This is a genomic window from Erwinia oleae (assembly GCF_000770305.1).
In the GTDB taxonomy this organism is placed as follows: domain Bacteria; phylum Pseudomonadota; class Gammaproteobacteria; order Enterobacterales; family Enterobacteriaceae; genus Erwinia; species Erwinia oleae.
The window spans coordinates 155,529-173,965 of sequence record NZ_JNVB01000001.1; the positions used below are offsets into that span (position 1 = coordinate 155,529).

Below are 18,437 nucleotides of genomic sequence, written 5' to 3' on the forward strand. Positions count from 1 at the left end.
CCTGAGTTTACGGCGCCCGTTTTTTGCATTAATTTACCTGTGCCTTTCCCGTAAATTCCCTATCACCGCACTCAAATCCAGTTCCTGATCCTGCAACAGCACCAGCAGATGATAAACCAGATCGGAAGCCTCGTTCTTCAACTCTTCCCGGTCATTTACCGTTGCGGCCAGTGCGGTTTCCACACCTTCTTCACCCACCTTCTGCGCGATGCGCTTGGTGCCGCTGGCATACAGGCTGGCGGTATATGAGCTTTCAGGATCGGCATGCTTGCGCTCTGCCAGTAGCTGCTCCAGTTTATAGAGAAACGTCCAGTCTGGGGCGGCAGGAGAGAAACAGCTTGATGTTCCAAGGTGACAGGTTGGCCCAAGCGGGTTTACCAGGATCAACAGCGTATCATTGTCACAGTCCGGCGTAATGCTGACCACGTTCAAAAAGTTTTCTGACGTTTCGCCCTTGGTCCACAGGCGCTGCTTCGTGCGCGACCAGAAGGTGACCTGACCGCTTGCCAGCGTTTTCTCCAGCGCGGCCGGGTTCATATAACCATGCATCAGCACTTCGCCCGAAACGGCGTGCTGAACGATAGCAGGCATCATGCCGTCGGTTTTTTTCCAGTCGAGCTGGTCTTGCTGTTGTTGTGTTAACACGCGCGAATCTCCACACCTTTCTCAATCAGGTAACGTTTCAGCTCACCAATATTAATAATTTGTTTATGGAATACGGAAGCGGCCAGCGCGCCGTCTACGTCTGCATCACGAAAAGCCTCATGGAAATGCGCCATTGTACCCGCGCCGCCGGAGGCGATCAGCGGCACTTTACACACTTCCCGCACCTTTTGTAGCTGGGTGAGATCGTAACCGTTGCGCACGCCATCCTGATTCATCATATTCAGTACGATCTCGCCCGCGCCGCGCCGCTGTACTTCCTGCACCCACGCCACCGTTTCCCACGACGTTACTTTTGTACGGCTTTCATCGCCGGTGTACTGATTAACGTGATACTTACCGCTTTCACTGTCAAACCAGGTATCGATGCCCACCACGATGCACTGCACGCCAAAACGATCCGCCAGACGCGTAATCAGATCGGGATCGGCCAGGGCAGGGGAGTTAATGGAGATCTTGTCGGCGCCGAATGACAAAATTTGTGCGGCATCTTCCGGCGTTTTGATACCGCCTGCCACACAGAAGGGGATATCGATCACTTCCGCCACGCGGGATACCCAGCTTTTATCCACCACGCGTCCGTCAGAGGAGGCCGTGATGTCATAAAAGACCAGCTCGTCGGCGCCTTCCTGCGCGTAGCGCTGCGCCAGCGGCACGATATCGCCAATAATTTCATGATTGCGAAACTGCACGCCTTTTACCACCTGACCCTCGCGTACGTCGAGACAGGGAATTATCCGTTTTGCCAGCATGAAATGGCCTCCTTAACGGTGAATTTATCTTCCAACAGCGCGCGGCCAACGATAACGCCCTGTACGCCGCTGCCGCGCAGCGCGCTGATATCATTCAGCGAGCCGATACCGCCGGATGACTGGAAGGCAATCGATGGGAAACGCGACGACACGTCCTGATAAAGCGCGACGTTCGATCCGCTGAGCGTGCCGTCGCGCGAAATATCCGTACACAGCACATGCTTCAGTCCCGAGGGTGAAAACTGTTCAATCACCTGCTCCAGCGTCACCCCTGCCGCTTCCTGCCAGCCGCTGATGGCCACCTCTTTACGGTTGCGGCTGTCAATACGCACGTCGAGCGCCAGTACAATGGCCTCCGCGCCGTATTTTTGAAACCAGCGCTGCACCTCTTCAGGCTGTTTCACCGCCGTTGAGCCAACCACCACACGACGCGCGCCCGCCTCAAGCAGCGCTTCAACATCCTGCGCGGTACGAATGCCGCCGCCAACCTGTACCGGCACGCTGACGCCCGCCAGCAGCTTTTTCAGCAAGGGGATCTGACGCGCGGCGGGATCTTTCGCGCCGGTCAAATCGACGAGGTGCAGTACGCTGGCGCCTTGTGCTTCGTAGTCCTGAAGGCGCGGCAGCGGATCGCTGCCGTAATCGCGTTGCTGGCCGTAATCGCCCTGATGAAGGCGTACCACCTTGCCCTCAATTAAATCTAACGCAGGAATAATCATGACCTTTACATCTCCAGGAAATTTTTCAGCAGCTGTGCGCCCGCCGCGCCGGAGCGTTCCGGATGAAACTGCACGCCGTAAAAGTTATCTTTCTGTATCGCTGCGCTGAACGCTTCACCATACTGACACTGGGCGATGGTGTATTCATTAACCGGCATGGCGTAGCTATGTACAAAATAGAAGTACGAACCGTCGGGAATGCCGCGAAACAGGTGATTTCCTGCCTGCGGAACGATCCTGTTCCAGCCCATATGCGGCAGCGGCAGGCCGTGATCGGTCATGTGCTGTACCGGCGTATCGATAATTCCCAGCGTTTTGACGCCGCCGCTTTCGTCGCTTTCAGCGCCCAGCAACTGCATGCCAAGGCAGATGCCCAATACGGGCTGCGTACAGGCTTTAATTAACTCAATGAGTTCACGCTCGCGGAGCTGATCCATCGCCGCCTGTGCGGTTCCTACGCCCGGCAGCAGCAGCTTGTCGGACTGAAGCACAATGTCCGATTCGCGACTGACGAGGGGATCGTAACCCAGGCGTTGCACTGCCCACTTAACCGAAGAGAGATTGGCGCAGCCGGTATCCAGAATCACCACCTCCATCACAGCACTCCTTTTGAACTGGGCAGGGTGTTACCGTCTACGCGGATGGCCTGGCGCAGGGTGCGCCCGAAGGCTTTAAACAGGCTTTCCACGCGGTGATGATCGTTTTTGCCTTTGGTTTTTAAATGTAGCGTGCTGGCCATTGCGTAGGAGAGGGAGCGGAAAAAGTGCTCGACCATTTCGGTGCTCAGATCGCCCACGCGCTGATGAGAAAACTCGGCCTTAAACTCAAGGTGTGGCCGTCCGGAAATGTCCAGCGCACAGCGCGCCAGGCACTCATCCATTGGCAGCACAAATCCAAAACGACCGATGCCGCGCTTGTCTCCCAGCGCCTTAAGCAAGGCTTCGCCCAGCGCCAGGCCGGTATCTTCGACCGTATGGTGATCGTCAATATGCAGATCGCCCTTCGCCAGAATGTTCATACGGAAACCGCCGTGCGTGGCGATTTGATCAAGCATGTGGTCGAAGAAACCCACGCCGGTGTTGAACTGGCTCTCTCCTTCGCGATCCAACCACACTTCGACCTCTATCTGCGTCTCTTTGGTCTTACGGCTCACCAGCGCGTGGCGATCGCGATGCGTCAACTTCTCAGCGATACTCTGCCAGTTCAGATCGCGTGGATGGTAACGCAGGCCGCTGATGCCCATATTTTCCGCCAGTTCGATATCGGTCGCCCGGTCGCCGATGACGTAGCTGTGTTCCGCATCCAGCGCGCCGTCGGCCAGCCAGGCTTCAACCATTTTTGTCTTCGGCTTGCGGCAGTCACAGCCGTCTTCCGGCTTGTGGGGGCAGATCAACACGTCGTCGAAACGTACGCCCTGCGAGTTGAGCACCTGCATCATCAGGTTGTGCGGGCCGTCGAAGTCCGCCTGAGGGAAGCTGTCGGTGCCGAGTCCATCCTGGTTGGTGATCATCACCAGGCGGTAGCCCGCCTCCTGAAGCGCCAGCAGCGCCGGGATCACGCCTGGTTCGAAGGCCAGCTTGTTGAGACGATCCACCTGAAAATCTTCCGGCGGCTCGGTAATTATGGTGCCGTCACGATCGATAAAAAGAACTTTCTGACTCATGCTTGCTCCGGAGCGTCAGAGGCGCTTAACGTTTTCAGCGCGTTAATTACGCGGTCACACTCTTCTCGCGTGCCGATGGAAATACGAAGACAGTTTGTCAGGCCCGGCTGCTTGCTCTGGTCGCGTAAAATAATGCCGCGATCCCACAGCGCTTTAAACACGGTGCTGGCATGGGTAAAGCGGGCCAGCACGTAGTTGGCATTGCTGGGGAACACCGCCTCCACGCCGTCGCAGTTACGCAGTTGCTCAATCAGGTTTTCCCGCGTGGCGACAAGCACGCGCACGTGATCGCGCATGATACGTAAACCCTCGTCGCTCAGGGCCTGGCCTGCCACATCGGCAACCGGCGTGGCGAGGGGATAAGGCGCAATCACCTTCAACAGCAGGGCGATCACGTCCTGGTTGGCCAGCGTAAACCCGCAGCGCAGCCCGGCGAGCGCAAAAGCCTTAGAGAGCGTGCGCAATACCACCAGATGCGGGTAGTCTTTCAGCCAGCCAGCCAGCGAGGCTTCCGGGCAAAAATCGATATAGGCCTCATCGGCTACCACCAGCGCTTTGCCGCGCGTCATCTCCAGCAGCTGCCGGATGTCTTCCGGGTTCAACAGGTTGCCGGTCGGGTTATTCGGACTACAAATATAGACCAGCTTGACGCCGTCGAGCTGGTCCGCAATGGCGGGCAGATTAAGCTGCCATTCTTCCCGCGCGGAAACCGTACGATATTCGACGCCAAACGTCTCGGCACTGACGCTATACATGCCGTAAGTTGGCGGACAAAACAGTACCGCGTCTTTTCCCGGCTCGCAGAAGGCGCGGATCAGCAGTTCGATACCTTCATCTGCGCCGCGGCTTACCAGCACCTGCTCCGGTGACACGCCCGCATAGGCGGCGTAACGCTCAATAACCTGCTTTGGCTGGCACTCAGGATAGCGATTCAGCGTCTGCTGGCTCAGCTCAAACGGCACCGCCAGCGGATACTCATTGGCATTGAGCCAGACGTCGCCGTTGCCGCCAAGGCGACGAGCGGACATATAAGGCGTCAGGGCGCGGACGTTGGCGCGGGCCAACGCGTCGATACTGTTGCTCATGGCTTCTCCTTCAACGCGGAAACGCGCAGCGTTACGGCATTTTTATGGGCGGCAAGCTGCTCCGCCGCGGCGAGGATCTCAATAGTCGGTGCCAGCGAAAGAAAGCCTGCGGGCGTCAGTTCCTGCACCGTCATGCGTTTCTGAAAATCCGCCAGGCCCAGGCTGGAGCAGGTGGCGGTATAGCCATAGGTTGGCAGAACATGGTTAGTGCCGGAGGCGTAATCGCCCGCCGACTCCGGCGACCAGTCGCCAAGAAAAACCGATCCGGCACTGGTGATATCGGCGACCAGATCGCGGGCCTGGCGCGTCTGAATAATCAGATGCTCCGGCCCGTAGCGATTGCTTATCTCAATGCACTGTTTAAGATCGCGCGCCACAATCAGGCGGCTGCTCGCCAGCGCCTGACGCGCCGTTTCCGCGCGCGGCAGAGCGGCAAGCTGGGCGTCAACCGCCTCCGCTACCGCAGCGGCCATGGCTGCTGATGGCGTCAGCAAAATGACCTGCGAATCGGGTCCGTGTTCCGCCTGCGACAGCAAATCAGACGCGACGAAAGCAGGATTGGCCTGCTCATCGGCAATCACCAATACTTCAGACGGGCCGGCGGGCATGTCGATGGCCGCGCCGTCGAGCCGCTGGCTGACCTGCCGCTTGGCTTCGGTGACATACGCATTGCCCGGGCCGAAAATTTTATCAACTTTCGGCACAGATTCGGTGCCGAAGGCGAGGGCGGCAATGGCCTGCGCGCCCCCGGCCTGATAGACCTCGTTCACGCCGCAAAGCTGCGCCGCGTAAAGAATTTCATCGGCAATCGGCGGCGGCGAGCAGAGCGCGACGCGCTGACATCCGGCAATGCGCGCCGGCGTCGCCAGCATCAGCACGGTGGAAAACAGCGGCGCGGAGCCGCCCGGAATATACAATCCTACAGAGGCTACAGGGCGGGTGAGCTGCTGGCAGCGAACGCCCGGCAGCGTGTCGACGTCCACTTCCGGCAGCCGCTGCGCCAGATGAAACGTTTCAATATTTCCGAGGGCGAGCACCATCGCCTGTTTCAGCTCGTCACTTAACCGGCCGGCGGCAGCATCAATCTGCTCCGGGCTGACGCGCAGCGCGTCAACCTGCGTTTTATCAAAGGTTGCACTGTACTCACGCAGCGCCGCGTCGCCGTCGTTTTTTACCCGGTCGAGAATGGTGCGAACGGTGGCGGTAATGTTCTCTGATGCGGACATTGCCGGACGCATCAGCAGCGCCTGTTGCTGCGCCGCGCTGCATGTCTGCCAGTCAATGGGGGTTGCGAAATCAGCCATGGTCTACTCCATCATTTTTTCAATAGGCAGAACTAAAATTGAGCTGGCGCCCAAGGCTTTCAGCTTCTCCATGGTTTCCCAGAACAGCGTTTCGGTGCTGACCATGTGCATTGCCACGCGGCTCTTATCGCCCGCAAGCGGCAGGACGGTTGGGCGCTCGGCGCCCGGCAGCAGCGAAATGATGTCCTCCAACCGCTCGCTCGGCGCGTGCAGCATAATGTATTTTGACTCGCGCGCCTGGATCACGCCCTGAATGCGCGTCATCAGCTTGTCGATCAGCGCCTGCTTGGCGGCCGGCAGTTCACCGTCGCGCTGGATCAGGCAGGCTTTGGAGCGATAAATGACTTCGACTTCGCGCAGGCCGTTGGCTTCCAGCGTGGCGCCGGTGGAGACCAGATCACAAATCGCGTCGGCCAGACCGGCACGCGGCGCCACTTCGACGGAGCCGTTAAGCAGGCAGGATTTAAAGGCAATGCCCTGTTTGTCGAGGTACTTTTTCAGCAGGTGAGGATAGGAGGTGGCGATACGGGCGTTCTGTAAACACTGCGGGCCGCTGTATTCATCGTCAACCGGCATTGCCAGCGACAGGCGGCAGCCGCCAAAATCGAGGCGTCGCAGGGTGAAGTAACGCGGATCTTCGCCCTGTGCGCGGCGCGTCAGCAGCTCCTCTTCCAGCACGTTCTCGCCGATAATGCCGAGATCAACCACGCCGTCCATAACCAGCCCCGGAATATCGTCGTCACGCACGCGCAGAATATCAATGGGCATGTTCTCGGCAAAGGCGATCAGCCGCTGTTGCTGAAGATTAATCTTAATACCGCAGCGGGCCAGCAGTTCGCGTGATTCGTCGCTTAAACGGCCTGATTTCTGCATAGCTATGCGTAAACGTGAGTTATCTAACATCGGTGCTTATCCTCTTTTCCTGTCTGCTTCGACCAAATTTCGTTTGCGCTTCGTCCAAACCCGGCTCAAAAAAAAGCCCCCGGAAGGCGATCTTCCGGGGGCTTATCTTGCGTTCTGCACCGCTGGAAGATCAAATGTCTTCCAGCACACATCGCCTGAAAGACTAGTCAGGATGATGGTGATGGCGGTGAGTAAACTGAACGCGTGTCATAAAATTCTCTTGGATGGATGTCTATTCATTCGGTAACGATTAACCTAACCGGGATAACGGCCGCGCGCAACCCTTTTTTACCTGAAAAGCAACACAATGTGGATTGTCATCGACGTACGGCTGGCGTAGCGTAAACGGAAATTAACGGAATTATCAGGAGCCACGGCATGAAAAGCGTTGCGATTGTTGGATTAGGATGGCTCGGCATGCCGCTGGGGCTTTCATTAACGGCACATGGCTGGCAGGTGAAAGGCACGAAAACGACCCCGGATGGCGTGGAGGCTGCACGCATGTGCGGCATAGAGAGCTGCCTGCTGGAACTGACACCGGCGCTGATCTGCGAGCCGGACGACCTGGCGGCGCTGATGAATGTCGAAGCGCTGATTGTTACGCTGCCGGCCAGTCGTACGGCAGCGGGCGGCGAAAACTACCTGCTTGCCGTGCAGCAGATGGTAGACAGCGCGCTGGCTTATCATATTCCGCGTATCATTTTCACCAGTTCCACCTCGGTTTACGGCAACGGGTCGGGCGTGATGAAAGAGAACAGTCCGCTGGAGGCGACAACGGTGGCTGGCCGCACGCTGAAAGAGCTTGAGGAGTGGTTGCATCATCTGCCCGGCACCTCGGTGGATATCCTCCGACTCGGCGGCCTGGTGGGGCCGGATCGTCATCCGGGACGCTTCCTGGCGGGAAAAAGCGGGCTGAGTAATGGCGCGCACGGCGTCAATCTGGTGCATCTGGAAGACGTGATCGATGCGATTACGCTGCTGTTGCAAACGCCAAAGGGCGGGCACATTTACAATCTGTGCGCGCCGGCACATCCGGCACGCCGCGATTTTTATCCTGCGGTTGCGCGGCAGCTTAACCTCGCACCGCCCACCTTTTTGCCAGACGAAAGCGGTGATAAAGGTAAAGTCATTGATGGAGGGAAAATTTGTCGCGAGCTGGGTTTCGAGTATCGCTATCCGGACCCGTCGGCGATGCCGTTGGGCTGAGTTACACGCCCAGCCTGTCCCTTAACGAATACCACGCCGCGCCGATGGCGGTCAGCGGCACGCGCAGGCGCCGGCCGCCCGGAAACGGCAGATGCGGCAGCCGGGCAAACGCGTCGAAGCGCTGCGGACGTCCGCCAATCGCTTCCCTCACCAGCTTTCCGGCCAGGTGCGTCAGAGTGACGCCGTGACCGCTGTCGCCCTGCATATAAAACACGCTGTTATCCAGCCTGCCGATCTGCGGCAGGCGGGAGAGCGTCAGCAGGAAGTTGCCGCTCCAGGCATAATCGATGTTCACGCCGGCGAGCTGCGGAAAGGTTTTCAACAGTTTTGGGCGGAGGATCGACGCGACATCGCCGGGTTCCCTTGCGCCATAGACGACGCCGCCGCCGTATAGCAGCCGGTTGTCGGCGGTCAGGCGAAAGTAGTCCGGCAGATAGTTGACGTCCTCGACGCAGCGATTATTGGGTAACAGCGACAGCGCCCGGTCGGCGGAGAGCGGTTCTGTGGTAACAATGTGCGAACCACAGGGAATGCTGTTTCCTGTCAGACGTGGCTCCAGATGGGGCGCAAGGTAGGCGTTACCCGCGAAAATCACGATTTTCGCCGTCACGCTTCCCCGTGCCGTTTTGATGACGTGCGGTATGCCATAGGTCACGGAAATCACTTCCGACTGTTCATAGATCCTGCCGCCGTGACGGCGGATTGCCTCGGCTTCGCCCAGCGCCAGATTGAGCGGGTGAAGATGGCCACCGCGATGATCGAGCAGGCCGCCCTTATAGCGCTCGCTGGCAATTTCGCGGCGGATACCCGTTTCACTCAGCATTTCCAGCTCGCTGTTACCAAACTGCTGCCAGCGTTTGCGCTGCGCGCGCAGAGCGTTGAGCTGACGTTTATTCTGCGCAGCAAAAATGCCGCCCGGCCGGTAATCGCAGGCGATGGCGTAACGATCGATGCGGTCGCGGATCACGCCTGCGCCTTCAAACATCATACTGCCCAGCAGCCTCGCGCTCTCCTGTCCGTAGCGTTGTTCAATCACATCCATATCCCGGCTGTAGGAGTTCACCATCTGCCCGCCGCTGCGGCCGCTGGCGCCAAAGCCCACTTTCGCGGCTTCCAGCACCACCACGTCGTAGCCTGCTTCAGTCAGATGCAGCGCGGCGGAGAGTCCGGCAAAACCGGCACCGATGATACAGACATCGCAGAGAATAGCGTCCTGAAGCGGCGGCCAGGAAGAGTGAGGGTTCACCGTTGCGACGTAGTAGCTGTTAACATGTTCCATCCCACCATCCTGTTTATTTTTTTGGCCATGCGTGACGGCTACTGTAATATTTGCCCATAATTCGCGTCAGGTCTATGGCAACTCTCCTGGCGTTTTTTTGAACCACGCATGGCTGAAATGCAGGCCGGTGGATAGCAGCGATTCTGCGCTTCCCCGACGCGACGCGCTGCGAGAAGCTGCGCAGCGTTGATCCCTGCCTCCACTGGCGGAAGAACGCTTCGGCTTCGTCCGGCACACCGCAAAAAACACGCGCAGATGCAGGTTGAACGGCTGGTGAGCGTCAGAAGGATTGACCGGACGCTGAAAAATAGCTGAAGCAACACAGACTGCGTTGATCGTAAATAAAGAAAGCGTCACTCACGGTCGTAATGTCTTGTCTTCTGACCGGCGACCAGGCAAAATATGCGCCCTGCAAAATCGCATTGATAGCCGACGCTCACCGCGCCGGTTATTTTTTTGCAGAAACTTAATCGCATTTAAGAGGCCGGGCCAGCCCGGATAGATATTCGTCATTTACACGCGCGTTGAGGAAAAAGAAAAATGGGGCTTCACTTATTTACACCGGCTTACGCTGGAAACCGACTGCGGGATGATTACGGTGCCGCAGCAGGTTCCACGTCTCTCTGTTCCTGCCACTCCCTTTCTCCTCTGAAGAAGCGCTTACGCATAACGCGAAGTTTCCCTGTGGTTCAGCCTGAAAAGGTTGGCGCTATGGGGAGGCTGAATCATGTCGCTTGATAAGCCGACCGCTGCTGCGCCGCGCGCGCACCTGAAAAAAACGCTGACGCTGATGCCGGTGGTCATGATGGGCCTTGCCTACATGCAGCCTATGACCCTGTTCGATACCTTTGGCATTGTTTCCGGCCTGACCGACGGCCATGTTGCCACCGCCTACGCTTTCGCGCTGATCGCGATTTTATTTACCGCGTTGAGCTACGGAAAGCTGGTTCGCCGTTTCCCCTCCGCCGGATCGGCCTATACCTACGCGCAAAAAGCCATCAGCCCGCATGTGGGTTTTATGGTCGGCTGGTCATCATTGCTCGACTATTTGTTCATGCCGATGATCAACATCCTGTTGGCAAAAATCTATTTTGAAGCGCTGGTGCCGGGCATTCCGTCATCGCTCTTTGTGGTACTGCTGGTCGGTTTTATGACCCTTTCTAATCTGAAAGGCATCAAAACCGTCGCCAATTTCAACAGCGTCATTGTTGTGCTTCAGGTCGCGGTAATGGTGGTTATCATGGGCATGGTGATTTACGGCGTTGCGCATGGCGAAGGCGCCGGCACGCTGGTCAGCCCGCGTCCGTTCTGGTCGGAAAACGCGCACGTTGTGCCGATGATCACCGGTGCGACCATTCTTTGCTTCTCATTTCTTGGCTTTGACGGCATCAGCTCGCTGTCGGAAGAGACCAAAGACGCCGGTCGCGTAATACCAAAAGCGATTTTCCTTACCGCACTGATTGGCGGCGTGATCTTTATTGTGGTGTCCTATTTCCTGCAACTCTATTTCCCGGACATCTCGCGCTTTAAAGATCCCGATGCCTCACAGCCGGAGATCATGTTGTACGTGGCGGGTAAAGCCTTCCAGTTCGGCATCCTGATTTTCTCGTGCGTCACCGTGCTGGCGTCCGGTATGGCGGCGCATGCGGGCGTCTCGCGGCTGATGTACGTAATGGGCCGCGACGGCGTCTTTCCTGAGCGCTTCTTTGGCTATATCCATCCGAAATGGCGTACGCCAGCGCTGAACGTGCTGCTGGTGGGGGCGATCGCGCTTTCATCAGTTACCTTCGATCTGGTGACCGCCACGGCGCTGATCAACTTTGGCGCGCTGGTTGCCTTTACCTTTGTGAATCTGTCGGTGATTTCGCAGTTCTGGATCCGCGAGAAGCGCAACAAGACGCTGAAAGACAACATTAACTTTTTACTGTTGCCGCTGTGCGGCGCGCTGACGGTAGGCGCACTGTGGATCAATCTTGAAGAGAGCTCTATGATTTTGGGGCTGGTGTGGGGCACTATTGGTCTGATTTATCTGGCCTGGGTGACGCGCAGCTTCCGCAATCCGGTGCCGCAGTGTACTGAAGAGCCGATGTAACGGTGAGATAAAAAAGGGCGCTCCGGCGCCCTTTTTGCTGCGCGAAACAGACTTACGACGTCAGCTCGCGTGCATAGTCAAACAGCGCCTTCAACTGCTTCATCTTCTCCTGGTCGCCCTCGTACTGATGCAACAACATCTCCAGTTCCTGCACATAATTTCGCACCCGTTCCGGGTTGAGCGCGTCACGGCGGTGCTCAAGCCAACGTTTTTGCTCGGCTTCATCCAGCGTGCCGGGGAAGTTGCGCGCGCGATAGCGGAACAGCAGCTTATTGATTCTGGCATCGTTAAAGGTGAGATCCAGCGCCGGGAGATTTTCCGGCGTGGTCTGTTGAAGAATGCGCATCGCCGAACGGTCAGCATCGCTGAAAAAACCGTCATACAGTTGTGCATCCACATCATCAGAAGGGGGGAAGGGTTCAGCTTCCGCGAACAGCGCCACCACTTTTTCACGAACGTCAGGCAGTTGACGCAGCAGGGCGAGGTTATCCAGGCAGCGTTGGCGATCGATACCGAGGCGCCCGGCATCCTCCGGGCGCAGCGTATTCGCCGGGGCCACCACCGGACACTTGTTAATATGCAGTAACTTGAGCGGCACCGGCGCAGCGTCGCCCAGATCGTCGCGTCGCGTGTAAAGGCGCTCGCGCAACGCCTCCGCATCCAGCTCGCGCAGCGGCGTGATATCGCCGGCCAAATCGCATACGATCAGCGCATTTTTATTCTCCGGATGCCAGGCGAGCGGCGCAATCCAGCTGGTATTGCCGCGAAATGCGCCGAACATGCCGGAAATGTGCAGCAATGGCTTCATCTGCGGTATATCAACCAGCGTAACGATCTTCTGTTTGTTACGATGGCTGAACAGAAAATCATACAGGCGGGGCTGCTTCTCTTTTACCAGTTTTGCCATCGCAATGGTGGCGTAAACGTCGGACATCGCATCGTGCGCGTTTTCATGCGCCACACCGTTGGCTTTGGTCAGGTGTTCCAGGCGAAAGCTGGGAAAGCCGTCATCGTTCTCAGGCCACGTAATGCCCTGGGGGCGTAGCGCGTAGCAGGCGCGCATAACGTCAAGCAGATCCCAGCGGCTGTTGCCGTTTTGCCAGCTCCAGCCGTAGGGATCGTAAAAGTTGCGGTAAAACAGATTCCGCGTGACTTCATCATCAAAACGCACATTGTTATAGCCAACCACGCAGGTATTGGGCTCGCTGAACAGCCGGTGGATACGACCGGCAAACGCGGCTTCATCAACCCCTTTTTCCTGCGCCACCTGCGGCGTGATGCCGGTGATCATCACGGCTTCGGGCTGCGGTAAATAGTCATCCGCAGGACGGCAGTAAAACACCTCCGGTTCACCAATAATATTGAAATCCATATCGGTACGCACCCCGGCAAACTGGGCGGGCCTGTCCAGCGACGGGCTCTTGCCGAAGGTTTCGTAGTCGTGGAACAGGAAGGTGGGTTGTGGGGCGTCTTGTTTCACTCGGCTCGCATCCAGTCAGGGAAAATTCCCCTTATGGTAGAGCATTTGATGGGAAGTTCGAAGCCAACAGGTTAAAAGTGGGCAAGAAAACGACCCGAATCAATTACGGCGCGGGGCCGATGCGCTATGCTGCGGGGCGACGATTGAGTTTCTGGAGAACGTAGTGCGTCCCGACAAGCCGCTTTCACCCTTCGAGTTCACGCTTTACCGTAACTATCGCATCGTGCACGGTGCCCGCATTGCGCTGGCGTTTGTGCTCACCTTTCTGCTGGTCCGGCTGCTTCAGATCCCGGAAGGGAGCTGGCCGCTGATCACGCTGGTGGTGGTGATGGGGCCGGTTTCGTCGTGGGGAAACGTTTTTCCGCGCGCGGTGCAGCGGATTGGCGGCACCATTTTCGGTTCGGTTTCCGGGCTGATAGCGCTGAAGCTGGAGCTGCTTTCGCTGCCGGTGATGCTGCTCTGGTGCACGGTGGTCATGTTTCTCTGCGGCTTTCTGACGCTTGGCAAACATCCCTATATGGCGCTGCTTATCGGCATTACGCTGGCGGTGATTTGCGGCGCGCCGCCGGGGGACATGACCACGGCGCTGTGGCGAGGAGGCGATGTGATTTTCGGTTCACTGCTGGCGCTGCTCTTTACCAGCATCTATCCGCAAAAAGCCTACACGCACTGGCGAATTAAGCTCTCAGACTCGTTGCTTGAGACCGCGAAGATTTACCATGCGGGCTTTTCACCGAATCTGGTGGATAAACCGCGCCTGACGCAGCCTCTTCAGCGTTTACTCACCGGCGTGGTGAAAATGCGGGCAATGCTCGATCCCGCCAGCAAAGAGACGCGCACGCCGCGCTCGGTATTTGAAGGGATTCAGACGCTGAATCGCAATATGGTCTGCACGCTTGAGCTTCAGATCAATGCCTGGTGGGCGCTGCGCGAAAGCCACCTGATCATGCTGAACGCGCCAACGCTGCGGCGCACGCAGCAGATGACCGAGAAGACGCTCCGCGCGCTGTCGACGGCGGTGGTGGAGGGCAACGCGGGGAAAATCGACGCCAACAGCGACGAGCTGGCGGAAATCAGCCGTGAACTGCGGGAGTTAATTTCCGCGTCCAACAGCAGCGTACAGGTTGAAACGCCGATTCATGGCTATGTCTGGCTCAGCCTGGAGATGGCAGGACAGCTGGAAAGATTGTCCGATCTGATCCGCATGGCGCTGCGTAAATAAGCGATTTGCAACAACTTACTGCGCGAAAGAGCGCTTCACGATAAGATGAGCGCAGGTCTTATTCTGCAATCTGAAAATTGCCATCTGGGGCGGCAAACCGCTAAGCTGATGGCTATGATAATGGTGCCTGTACTAACAGGCCTGAATAAAAGGTGGCTTCATGGAAAATGCAAAACAGTCATTCCAGAACGTGCTGGAATTCGTACGGATGTTTCGTCGCAAAAATAAGCTTCAGCGCGAAATCCACGATATTGAAAAGAAAATTCGCGACAACCAGAAACGCGTGCTGCTGCTCGACAACCTCAGTGAATACATCAAACCAGGCATGAGCGTCGAGGCCATCCAGGAGATTATCGCCAGCATGCGCAGTGACTATGAAGATCGCGTTGATGATTACATCATCAAAAACGCTGACCTGTCGAAAGAGCGTCGTGAACTCTCTAAAAAGCTGAAGGCGATGGGTGAACCCAAAGCGCAATAAGCTCCGCCACCGGGGCCGTTGCCCCGGTTTTTCTGCATTTCTCTCTCTTTTCCCCAACGCCCGCCGCCTATCACATTTTTTGCTAATAAAAAACTTTGCATAAATCGTCGCCAGTAATCATCATCACTAAAGCCTTTTCCCTTTTCCGGCTGGAATGACCTTGCAATACTTCAGCGCTTCTCTGCTTCAAACTTTCAAAAATTCGATGTGGTACACCCGACGGCGCTCAAGACGCGTACTTTTCTGGCGGGAAATTACACCGCTGGCGGTGCCAATCTTTTTCGAAAACCTCTGCGTACTGCTGATGGGCGTGCTCAGCACCTTCCTGGTCAGCTGGCTGGGTAAAGAGGCCATGGCGGGCGTCGGGCTGGCCGACAGTTTCAATATGGTGATCATCGCCTTCTTTGCCGCTATCGATCTGGGCACAACCGTGGTGGTGGCTTTCAGCCTGGGTAAACTCAACCGCGAACGGGCGCAGGCCGCCGCGCGTCAGTCGCTGGTGCTGATGACGCTGTTTGCCGTGGCGCTGGCGCTGCTGATCGCCCTGTTTGGCGAAGCGATTATTGACGTTATTGCAGGGAGCGCCGAACCCGAAGTGAAAGCGCTGGCACTGGTCTATCTGCAAATTACCGCGTGGAGCTATCCGGCGGCGGCGATCGCCCTGATCGGCTGCGGCGCGCTGCGCGGCGCGGGCAATGCCAAAATCCCCATGCTGATCAACGGCGGCATGAATATCCTCAATATCATTTTTAGTACAGTGCTGATCTACGGCTGCTTCTCATGGAAAGGCATGGGCTTTGCCGGCGCAGGCGTCGGACTGACGATTTCTCGCTACGTCGGCGCGATTGCGGTGATTTACGTGCTGATGACTGGCTTTACGCCACAGCTGAAAATTTCGCTGAAAAGCTATTTCCGCAAGCTGGATATTGGCATTCTGAAAGAAGTACTCGGCATCGGCGTACCGGCGAGCATTGAATCTGTCCTGTTCAACGGCGGCAAGCTGCTCACGCAGGTTTTTGTCGCCGGGATGGGCACCGACGTGATTGCCGGTAACTTTATCGCCTTTTCCATCGCCTCCATGATCAACCTGCCGGGCAACTCGTTGGGATCGGCGTCAACCATCATCGTCGGCACGCGGCTGGGCAAAGGGCAGCTTCTCCAGCCGGAACGGCAGCTACACAATATTTTCATGCTGTCTACGGTTGGACTGTGCATCGTGTCGGCCCTGACGGTGCCGTTTGCCGGCATCCTGGCGTCTTTCTACACGCGCGACCCGGAAGTTATTCACGTGGTTAAAATGCTGGTCTGGCTGAACGCCGCCTTTATGCCGTTTTGGGCCGCCTCCTGGGTGCTGCCTGCGGGCCTGAAAGGCGCGCGGGATGCCCGATTCACCATATGGGTGTCGCTGCTTGGCATGTGGGGCTGCCGCATTGTGGCAGGTTACACGCTTGGCGTAATGCTGGGATTTGGCGTGGTCGGCATCTGGATGGGTATGTTCCTGGACTGGATCGTACGCGCGCTGTTCTTCTATCGCAGACTGGTCAGCGGTCGCTGGCTGTGGAAGTATACTAAACCGGCGAAGCTGCCGTAAAAAAATAAAAATATTCACCTGACCTGCACGGGAAACGTTATGCCGTCTTCTTCCTCCGCTGCGGCGGAATCGCTGTTTCAACATCGTTCGTTTGTGGCGTTCTGGCTGGCCCGAACCACCTCCAGCTTTGCTTTCCAGATGCTCTCCATCGCCGTCGGCTGGCAGATCTACGCGGTGACCGGCCGCGCGTTGGATCTGGGGCTGATAGGGCTGGCGCAGTTTCTGCCTGCCGTACTGCTGGCGCTTCCCGCCGGACACATCGCCGACCAGTTCGACCGCCGCCGCGTGGTGCTGTTCGGGCAGATCACGGAATGGGTGGCGATTATGGCGCTGGCGGGCCTGACGCTCGCACACCGTACCGATGAGGCGGTGATCCTCGGTCTGATTTTTATCATTTCGGTAGCGCGCACGCTGGAAGCGCCGTCGTTGCAATCAATGCTGCCCGCGCTGGTGCCGCTGTCGCTGCTCTCACGCGCTACGGCCGCCAACGGCGCGTCGATGCAGACCGCGTCGATGCTGGGCCCGGCGCTGGGCGGCTTTCTCTACGTCGCCGGGCCGGGCGTGGTTTACCTGACTACCGGCGCGCTTTACCTCATTTCCGTGCTGATGGTCAGCCGCCTGCGTTATGAAAAGGCACCGCCGCCGCGCGCGCCTGCCACCTTTGCCACGGTGTTTGCCGGGGTGAAGTTTATTCGCAACCGGCCCGATGTGCTGGGCGTGATATCACTCGATCTCTTTGCCGTACTGCTTGGGGGCGCTACGGCGCTGCTGCCGATTTTTGCTAAAGATATTTTGCATACCGGCCCCTGGGGGCTGGGACTGCTGCGCGGCGCGCCAGCGGTCGGCGGGCTACTGGTCGGTTTCTGGCTCAGCCGCCGTACGCTGGAGCGCAACGTGGGGATGATCATGTTTGCGTCAGTGGCGGGATTTGGCGTGGCGACGGTGGCTTTTGCGCTGTCCACTCACCTGGGGCTGTCGCTGCTGGCGCTGTTTCTGCTCGGCGGATTTGATATGGTCAGCGTGGTCATTCGCGGTTCGCTGGTCCAGCTTGATACGCCCGACGAGATGCGCGGGCGCGTCAGCGCGGTCAACTCCATCTTTATTAGGTTTTGTACGAAAAGTCGGTGGGGGGTAGAATTGCCGCCATGATTGGCTGGAGGCCCGCATGGCAAAGCGTTACGAACTCTCCGACGCATCGTGGGAATTGATCAAGGATCTGGTTTCTCCCGAGCAGAAAATGGGTCGCCCACGTAGTGATGATGGCCTGGTACTCCACGGAGTCCTTTGGATTTTGTGCTCGGGTGCTGCCTGGCGTGATCTGCCGGAACGCTTTGGGCCTTGGTCGACGGTGTATCAGCGTTTTCGTGACTGGCGCGATAACGGCACGTTCGACCGGATACTGGAACGCTTGCACATTCGACTCAACCAGGAAGGACTGATCGATCTGGACACCTGGATGATCGACTCCACGGCGGTACGTGCAACCCGAGCCTCCTCAGGCGCCGGGAAAAAGGGGGGCCTGAAGAACCGCTAGACCATGCTCTGGGGCGCAGTCGAGGCGGCCTGACAACCAAGATTCATATGGTTTGCGACGCTAATGGCGTGCCATTGCGCTTCATGCTTTCACCGGGACAAGCCAGCGATATCGCCCACGCCCAGCCGTTGCTGGATCAGGTGCGCATTTCCGGTAAGCCGGGGCGACCACGCAAACGCAGTAGATGGTTGCTGGCTGACAAAGGCTATGACGCGGAACACCTGCGTTACTACTGCGACCGTTACCGAATACAGCCTGTGATCCCGCTACGCGCCATGCCACGCAAACCCCGGCCTGGCTTGCCCCGACTCTTTGATCGTCCAAAGTATCGGCAGCGCAACATCATTGAGCGGATGTTTGGCTGGCTAAAAGAGAACCGCCGAATCGGCACCCGCTACGACAAGCTGGCCAAGAGCTACGCAGCCATGGTCACGCTGGCCTGCAGCCTACGTTGTATGCGGCA

General features: G+C 57.7%; 18 protein-coding genes and 1 other annotated feature. Of the genes, 7 read left to right on the forward strand and 11 right to left on the reverse strand.

The window, feature by feature from the left end; all coding sequences use genetic code 11:
- Window positions 1–33 precede the first annotated feature (33 nt).
- The 9 genes from hisIE to hisL form a co-directional block, all read right to left on the reverse strand.
- Window positions 34–645: a bifunctional phosphoribosyl-AMP cyclohydrolase/phosphoribosyl-ATP diphosphatase HisIE gene (gene hisIE, locus GS12_RS00595; protein ID WP_034943067.1), complete on the reverse strand. Its 612-nt coding sequence runs from the start codon at window positions 643–645 to the stop codon at window positions 34–36.
- The gene (gene hisF / locus GS12_RS00600) at window positions 639–1,415 is read right to left on the reverse strand and encodes an imidazole glycerol phosphate synthase subunit HisF (protein WP_034943068.1); all 777 of its coding nucleotides are present in this window, start codon (window positions 1,413–1,415) and stop codon (window positions 639–641) included. Before hisF ends, hisIE begins: the two co-directional genes overlap by 7 nt.
- The gene (hisA, locus tag GS12_RS00605; protein ID WP_034943069.1) at window positions 1,397–2,134 is read right to left on the reverse strand and encodes a 1-(5-phosphoribosyl)-5-[(5-phosphoribosylamino)methylideneamino]imidazole-4-carboxamide isomerase; all 738 of its coding nucleotides are present in this window, start codon (window positions 2,132–2,134) and stop codon (window positions 1,397–1,399) included. The genes hisF and hisA overlap by 19 nt, the downstream gene beginning before the upstream one ends.
- 5 nt (window positions 2,135–2,139) lie before the next feature.
- Window positions 2,140–2,730 (reverse strand): imidazole glycerol phosphate synthase subunit HisH, encoded by a 591-nt coding sequence (hisH, locus tag GS12_RS00610; RefSeq protein ID WP_034915840.1) that lies wholly within the window; start codon window positions 2,728–2,730, stop codon window positions 2,140–2,142.
- On the reverse strand, window positions 2,730–3,797 hold the full coding sequence (hisB, locus tag GS12_RS00615; RefSeq protein ID WP_034943071.1) for a bifunctional histidinol-phosphatase/imidazoleglycerol-phosphate dehydratase HisB: 1,068 nt from the start codon (window positions 3,795–3,797) through the stop codon (window positions 2,730–2,732). Before hisB ends, hisH begins: the two co-directional genes overlap by 1 nt.
- Complete coding sequence (gene hisC, locus GS12_RS00620; protein ID WP_034943072.1) at window positions 3,794–4,882, reverse strand: histidinol-phosphate transaminase; 1,089 nt, start codon at window positions 4,880–4,882, stop codon at window positions 3,794–3,796. The genes hisB and hisC overlap by 4 nt, the downstream gene beginning before the upstream one ends.
- Window positions 4,879–6,186, reverse strand: a complete 1,308-nt coding sequence (gene hisD / locus GS12_RS00625) for a histidinol dehydrogenase (protein ID WP_034943074.1) — start codon at window positions 6,184–6,186, stop codon at window positions 4,879–4,881. Before hisD ends, hisC begins: the two co-directional genes overlap by 4 nt.
- 3 nt (window positions 6,187–6,189) lie before the next feature.
- On the reverse strand, window positions 6,190–7,089 hold the full coding sequence (hisG, locus tag GS12_RS00630; RefSeq protein ID WP_034915831.1) for an ATP phosphoribosyltransferase: 900 nt from the start codon (window positions 7,087–7,089) through the stop codon (window positions 6,190–6,192).
- 67 nt (window positions 7,090–7,156) lie between these two features.
- Window positions 7,157–7,277: a sequence feature (His leader region), on the reverse strand.
- A complete protein-coding gene (gene hisL / locus GS12_RS24180; protein ID WP_152601326.1) occupies window positions 7,253–7,300 on the reverse strand; it encodes a his operon leader peptide in 48 nt (15 codons plus the stop codon). Its footprint overlaps the feature before it by 25 nt.
- A gap of 167 nt (window positions 7,301–7,467) precedes the next feature.
- Here hisL and GS12_RS00635 point away from each other — a divergent pair, with 167 nt between their 5' ends.
- The gene (locus GS12_RS00635; RefSeq protein WP_034943075.1) at window positions 7,468–8,295 is read left to right on the forward strand and encodes an SDR family oxidoreductase; all 828 of its coding nucleotides are present in this window, start codon (window positions 7,468–7,470) and stop codon (window positions 8,293–8,295) included.
- Between the two features lies 1 nt (window position 8,296).
- Here the strand turns inward: GS12_RS00635 and GS12_RS00640 are convergent, their stop codons facing one another.
- Window positions 8,297–9,574, reverse strand: coding sequence for an NAD(P)/FAD-dependent oxidoreductase (locus tag GS12_RS00640; protein WP_034943076.1), 1,278 nt, complete (start codon window positions 9,572–9,574; stop codon window positions 8,297–8,299).
- A 727-nt stretch (window positions 9,575–10,301) separates the two neighbouring features.
- On the opposite strand from GS12_RS00640, the gene GS12_RS00645 reads away from it, so the two are divergent.
- Entirely contained in the window at window positions 10,302–11,666 is a 1,365-nt protein-coding gene (locus tag GS12_RS00645) for an APC family permease (protein WP_034943078.1), read from the forward strand.
- Window positions 11,667–11,718: 52 nt separating this feature from the next.
- Here the strand turns inward: GS12_RS00645 and sbcB are convergent, their stop codons facing one another.
- Window positions 11,719–13,146 (reverse strand): exodeoxyribonuclease I, encoded by a 1,428-nt coding sequence (sbcB, locus tag GS12_RS00650; protein ID WP_034943080.1) that lies wholly within the window; start codon window positions 13,144–13,146, stop codon window positions 11,719–11,721.
- 163 nt (window positions 13,147–13,309) lie between these two features.
- On the opposite strand from sbcB, the gene GS12_RS00655 reads away from it, so the two are divergent.
- The 5 genes from GS12_RS00655 to GS12_RS23925 all read left to right on the forward strand — a co-directional run.
- A complete protein-coding gene (locus tag GS12_RS00655; protein WP_034915820.1) occupies window positions 13,310–14,368 on the forward strand; it encodes an FUSC family protein in 1,059 nt (352 codons plus the stop codon).
- A 160-nt stretch (window positions 14,369–14,528) separates the two neighbouring features.
- Window positions 14,529–14,849, forward strand: coding sequence for a DUF496 family protein (locus tag GS12_RS00660; protein ID WP_034915818.1), 321 nt, complete (start codon window positions 14,529–14,531; stop codon window positions 14,847–14,849).
- Between the two features lie 154 nt (window positions 14,850–15,003).
- Window positions 15,004–16,440: an EmmdR/YeeO family multidrug/toxin efflux MATE transporter gene (locus GS12_RS00665; RefSeq protein ID WP_034943081.1), complete on the forward strand. Its 1,437-nt coding sequence runs from the start codon at window positions 15,004–15,006 to the stop codon at window positions 16,438–16,440.
- 39 nt (window positions 16,441–16,479) lie between these two features.
- Window positions 16,480–17,589 carry an MFS transporter gene (locus tag GS12_RS00670; RefSeq protein WP_084089518.1) on the forward strand — a complete coding sequence of 370 codons (1,110 nt, stop codon included), beginning with the start codon at window positions 16,480–16,482 and terminating at the stop codon, window positions 17,587–17,589.
- A gap of 16 nt (window positions 17,590–17,605) precedes the next feature.
- A protein-coding gene (locus GS12_RS23925) for an IS5-like element ISPs1 family transposase (RefSeq protein WP_152601325.1) occupies window positions 17,606–18,437 on the forward strand; the annotation gives its coding sequence in 2 pieces (ribosomal slippage) (window positions 17,606–17,948 and window positions 17,948–18,437; 833 coding nt annotated over the 2 pieces). This gene is flagged as partial in the annotation.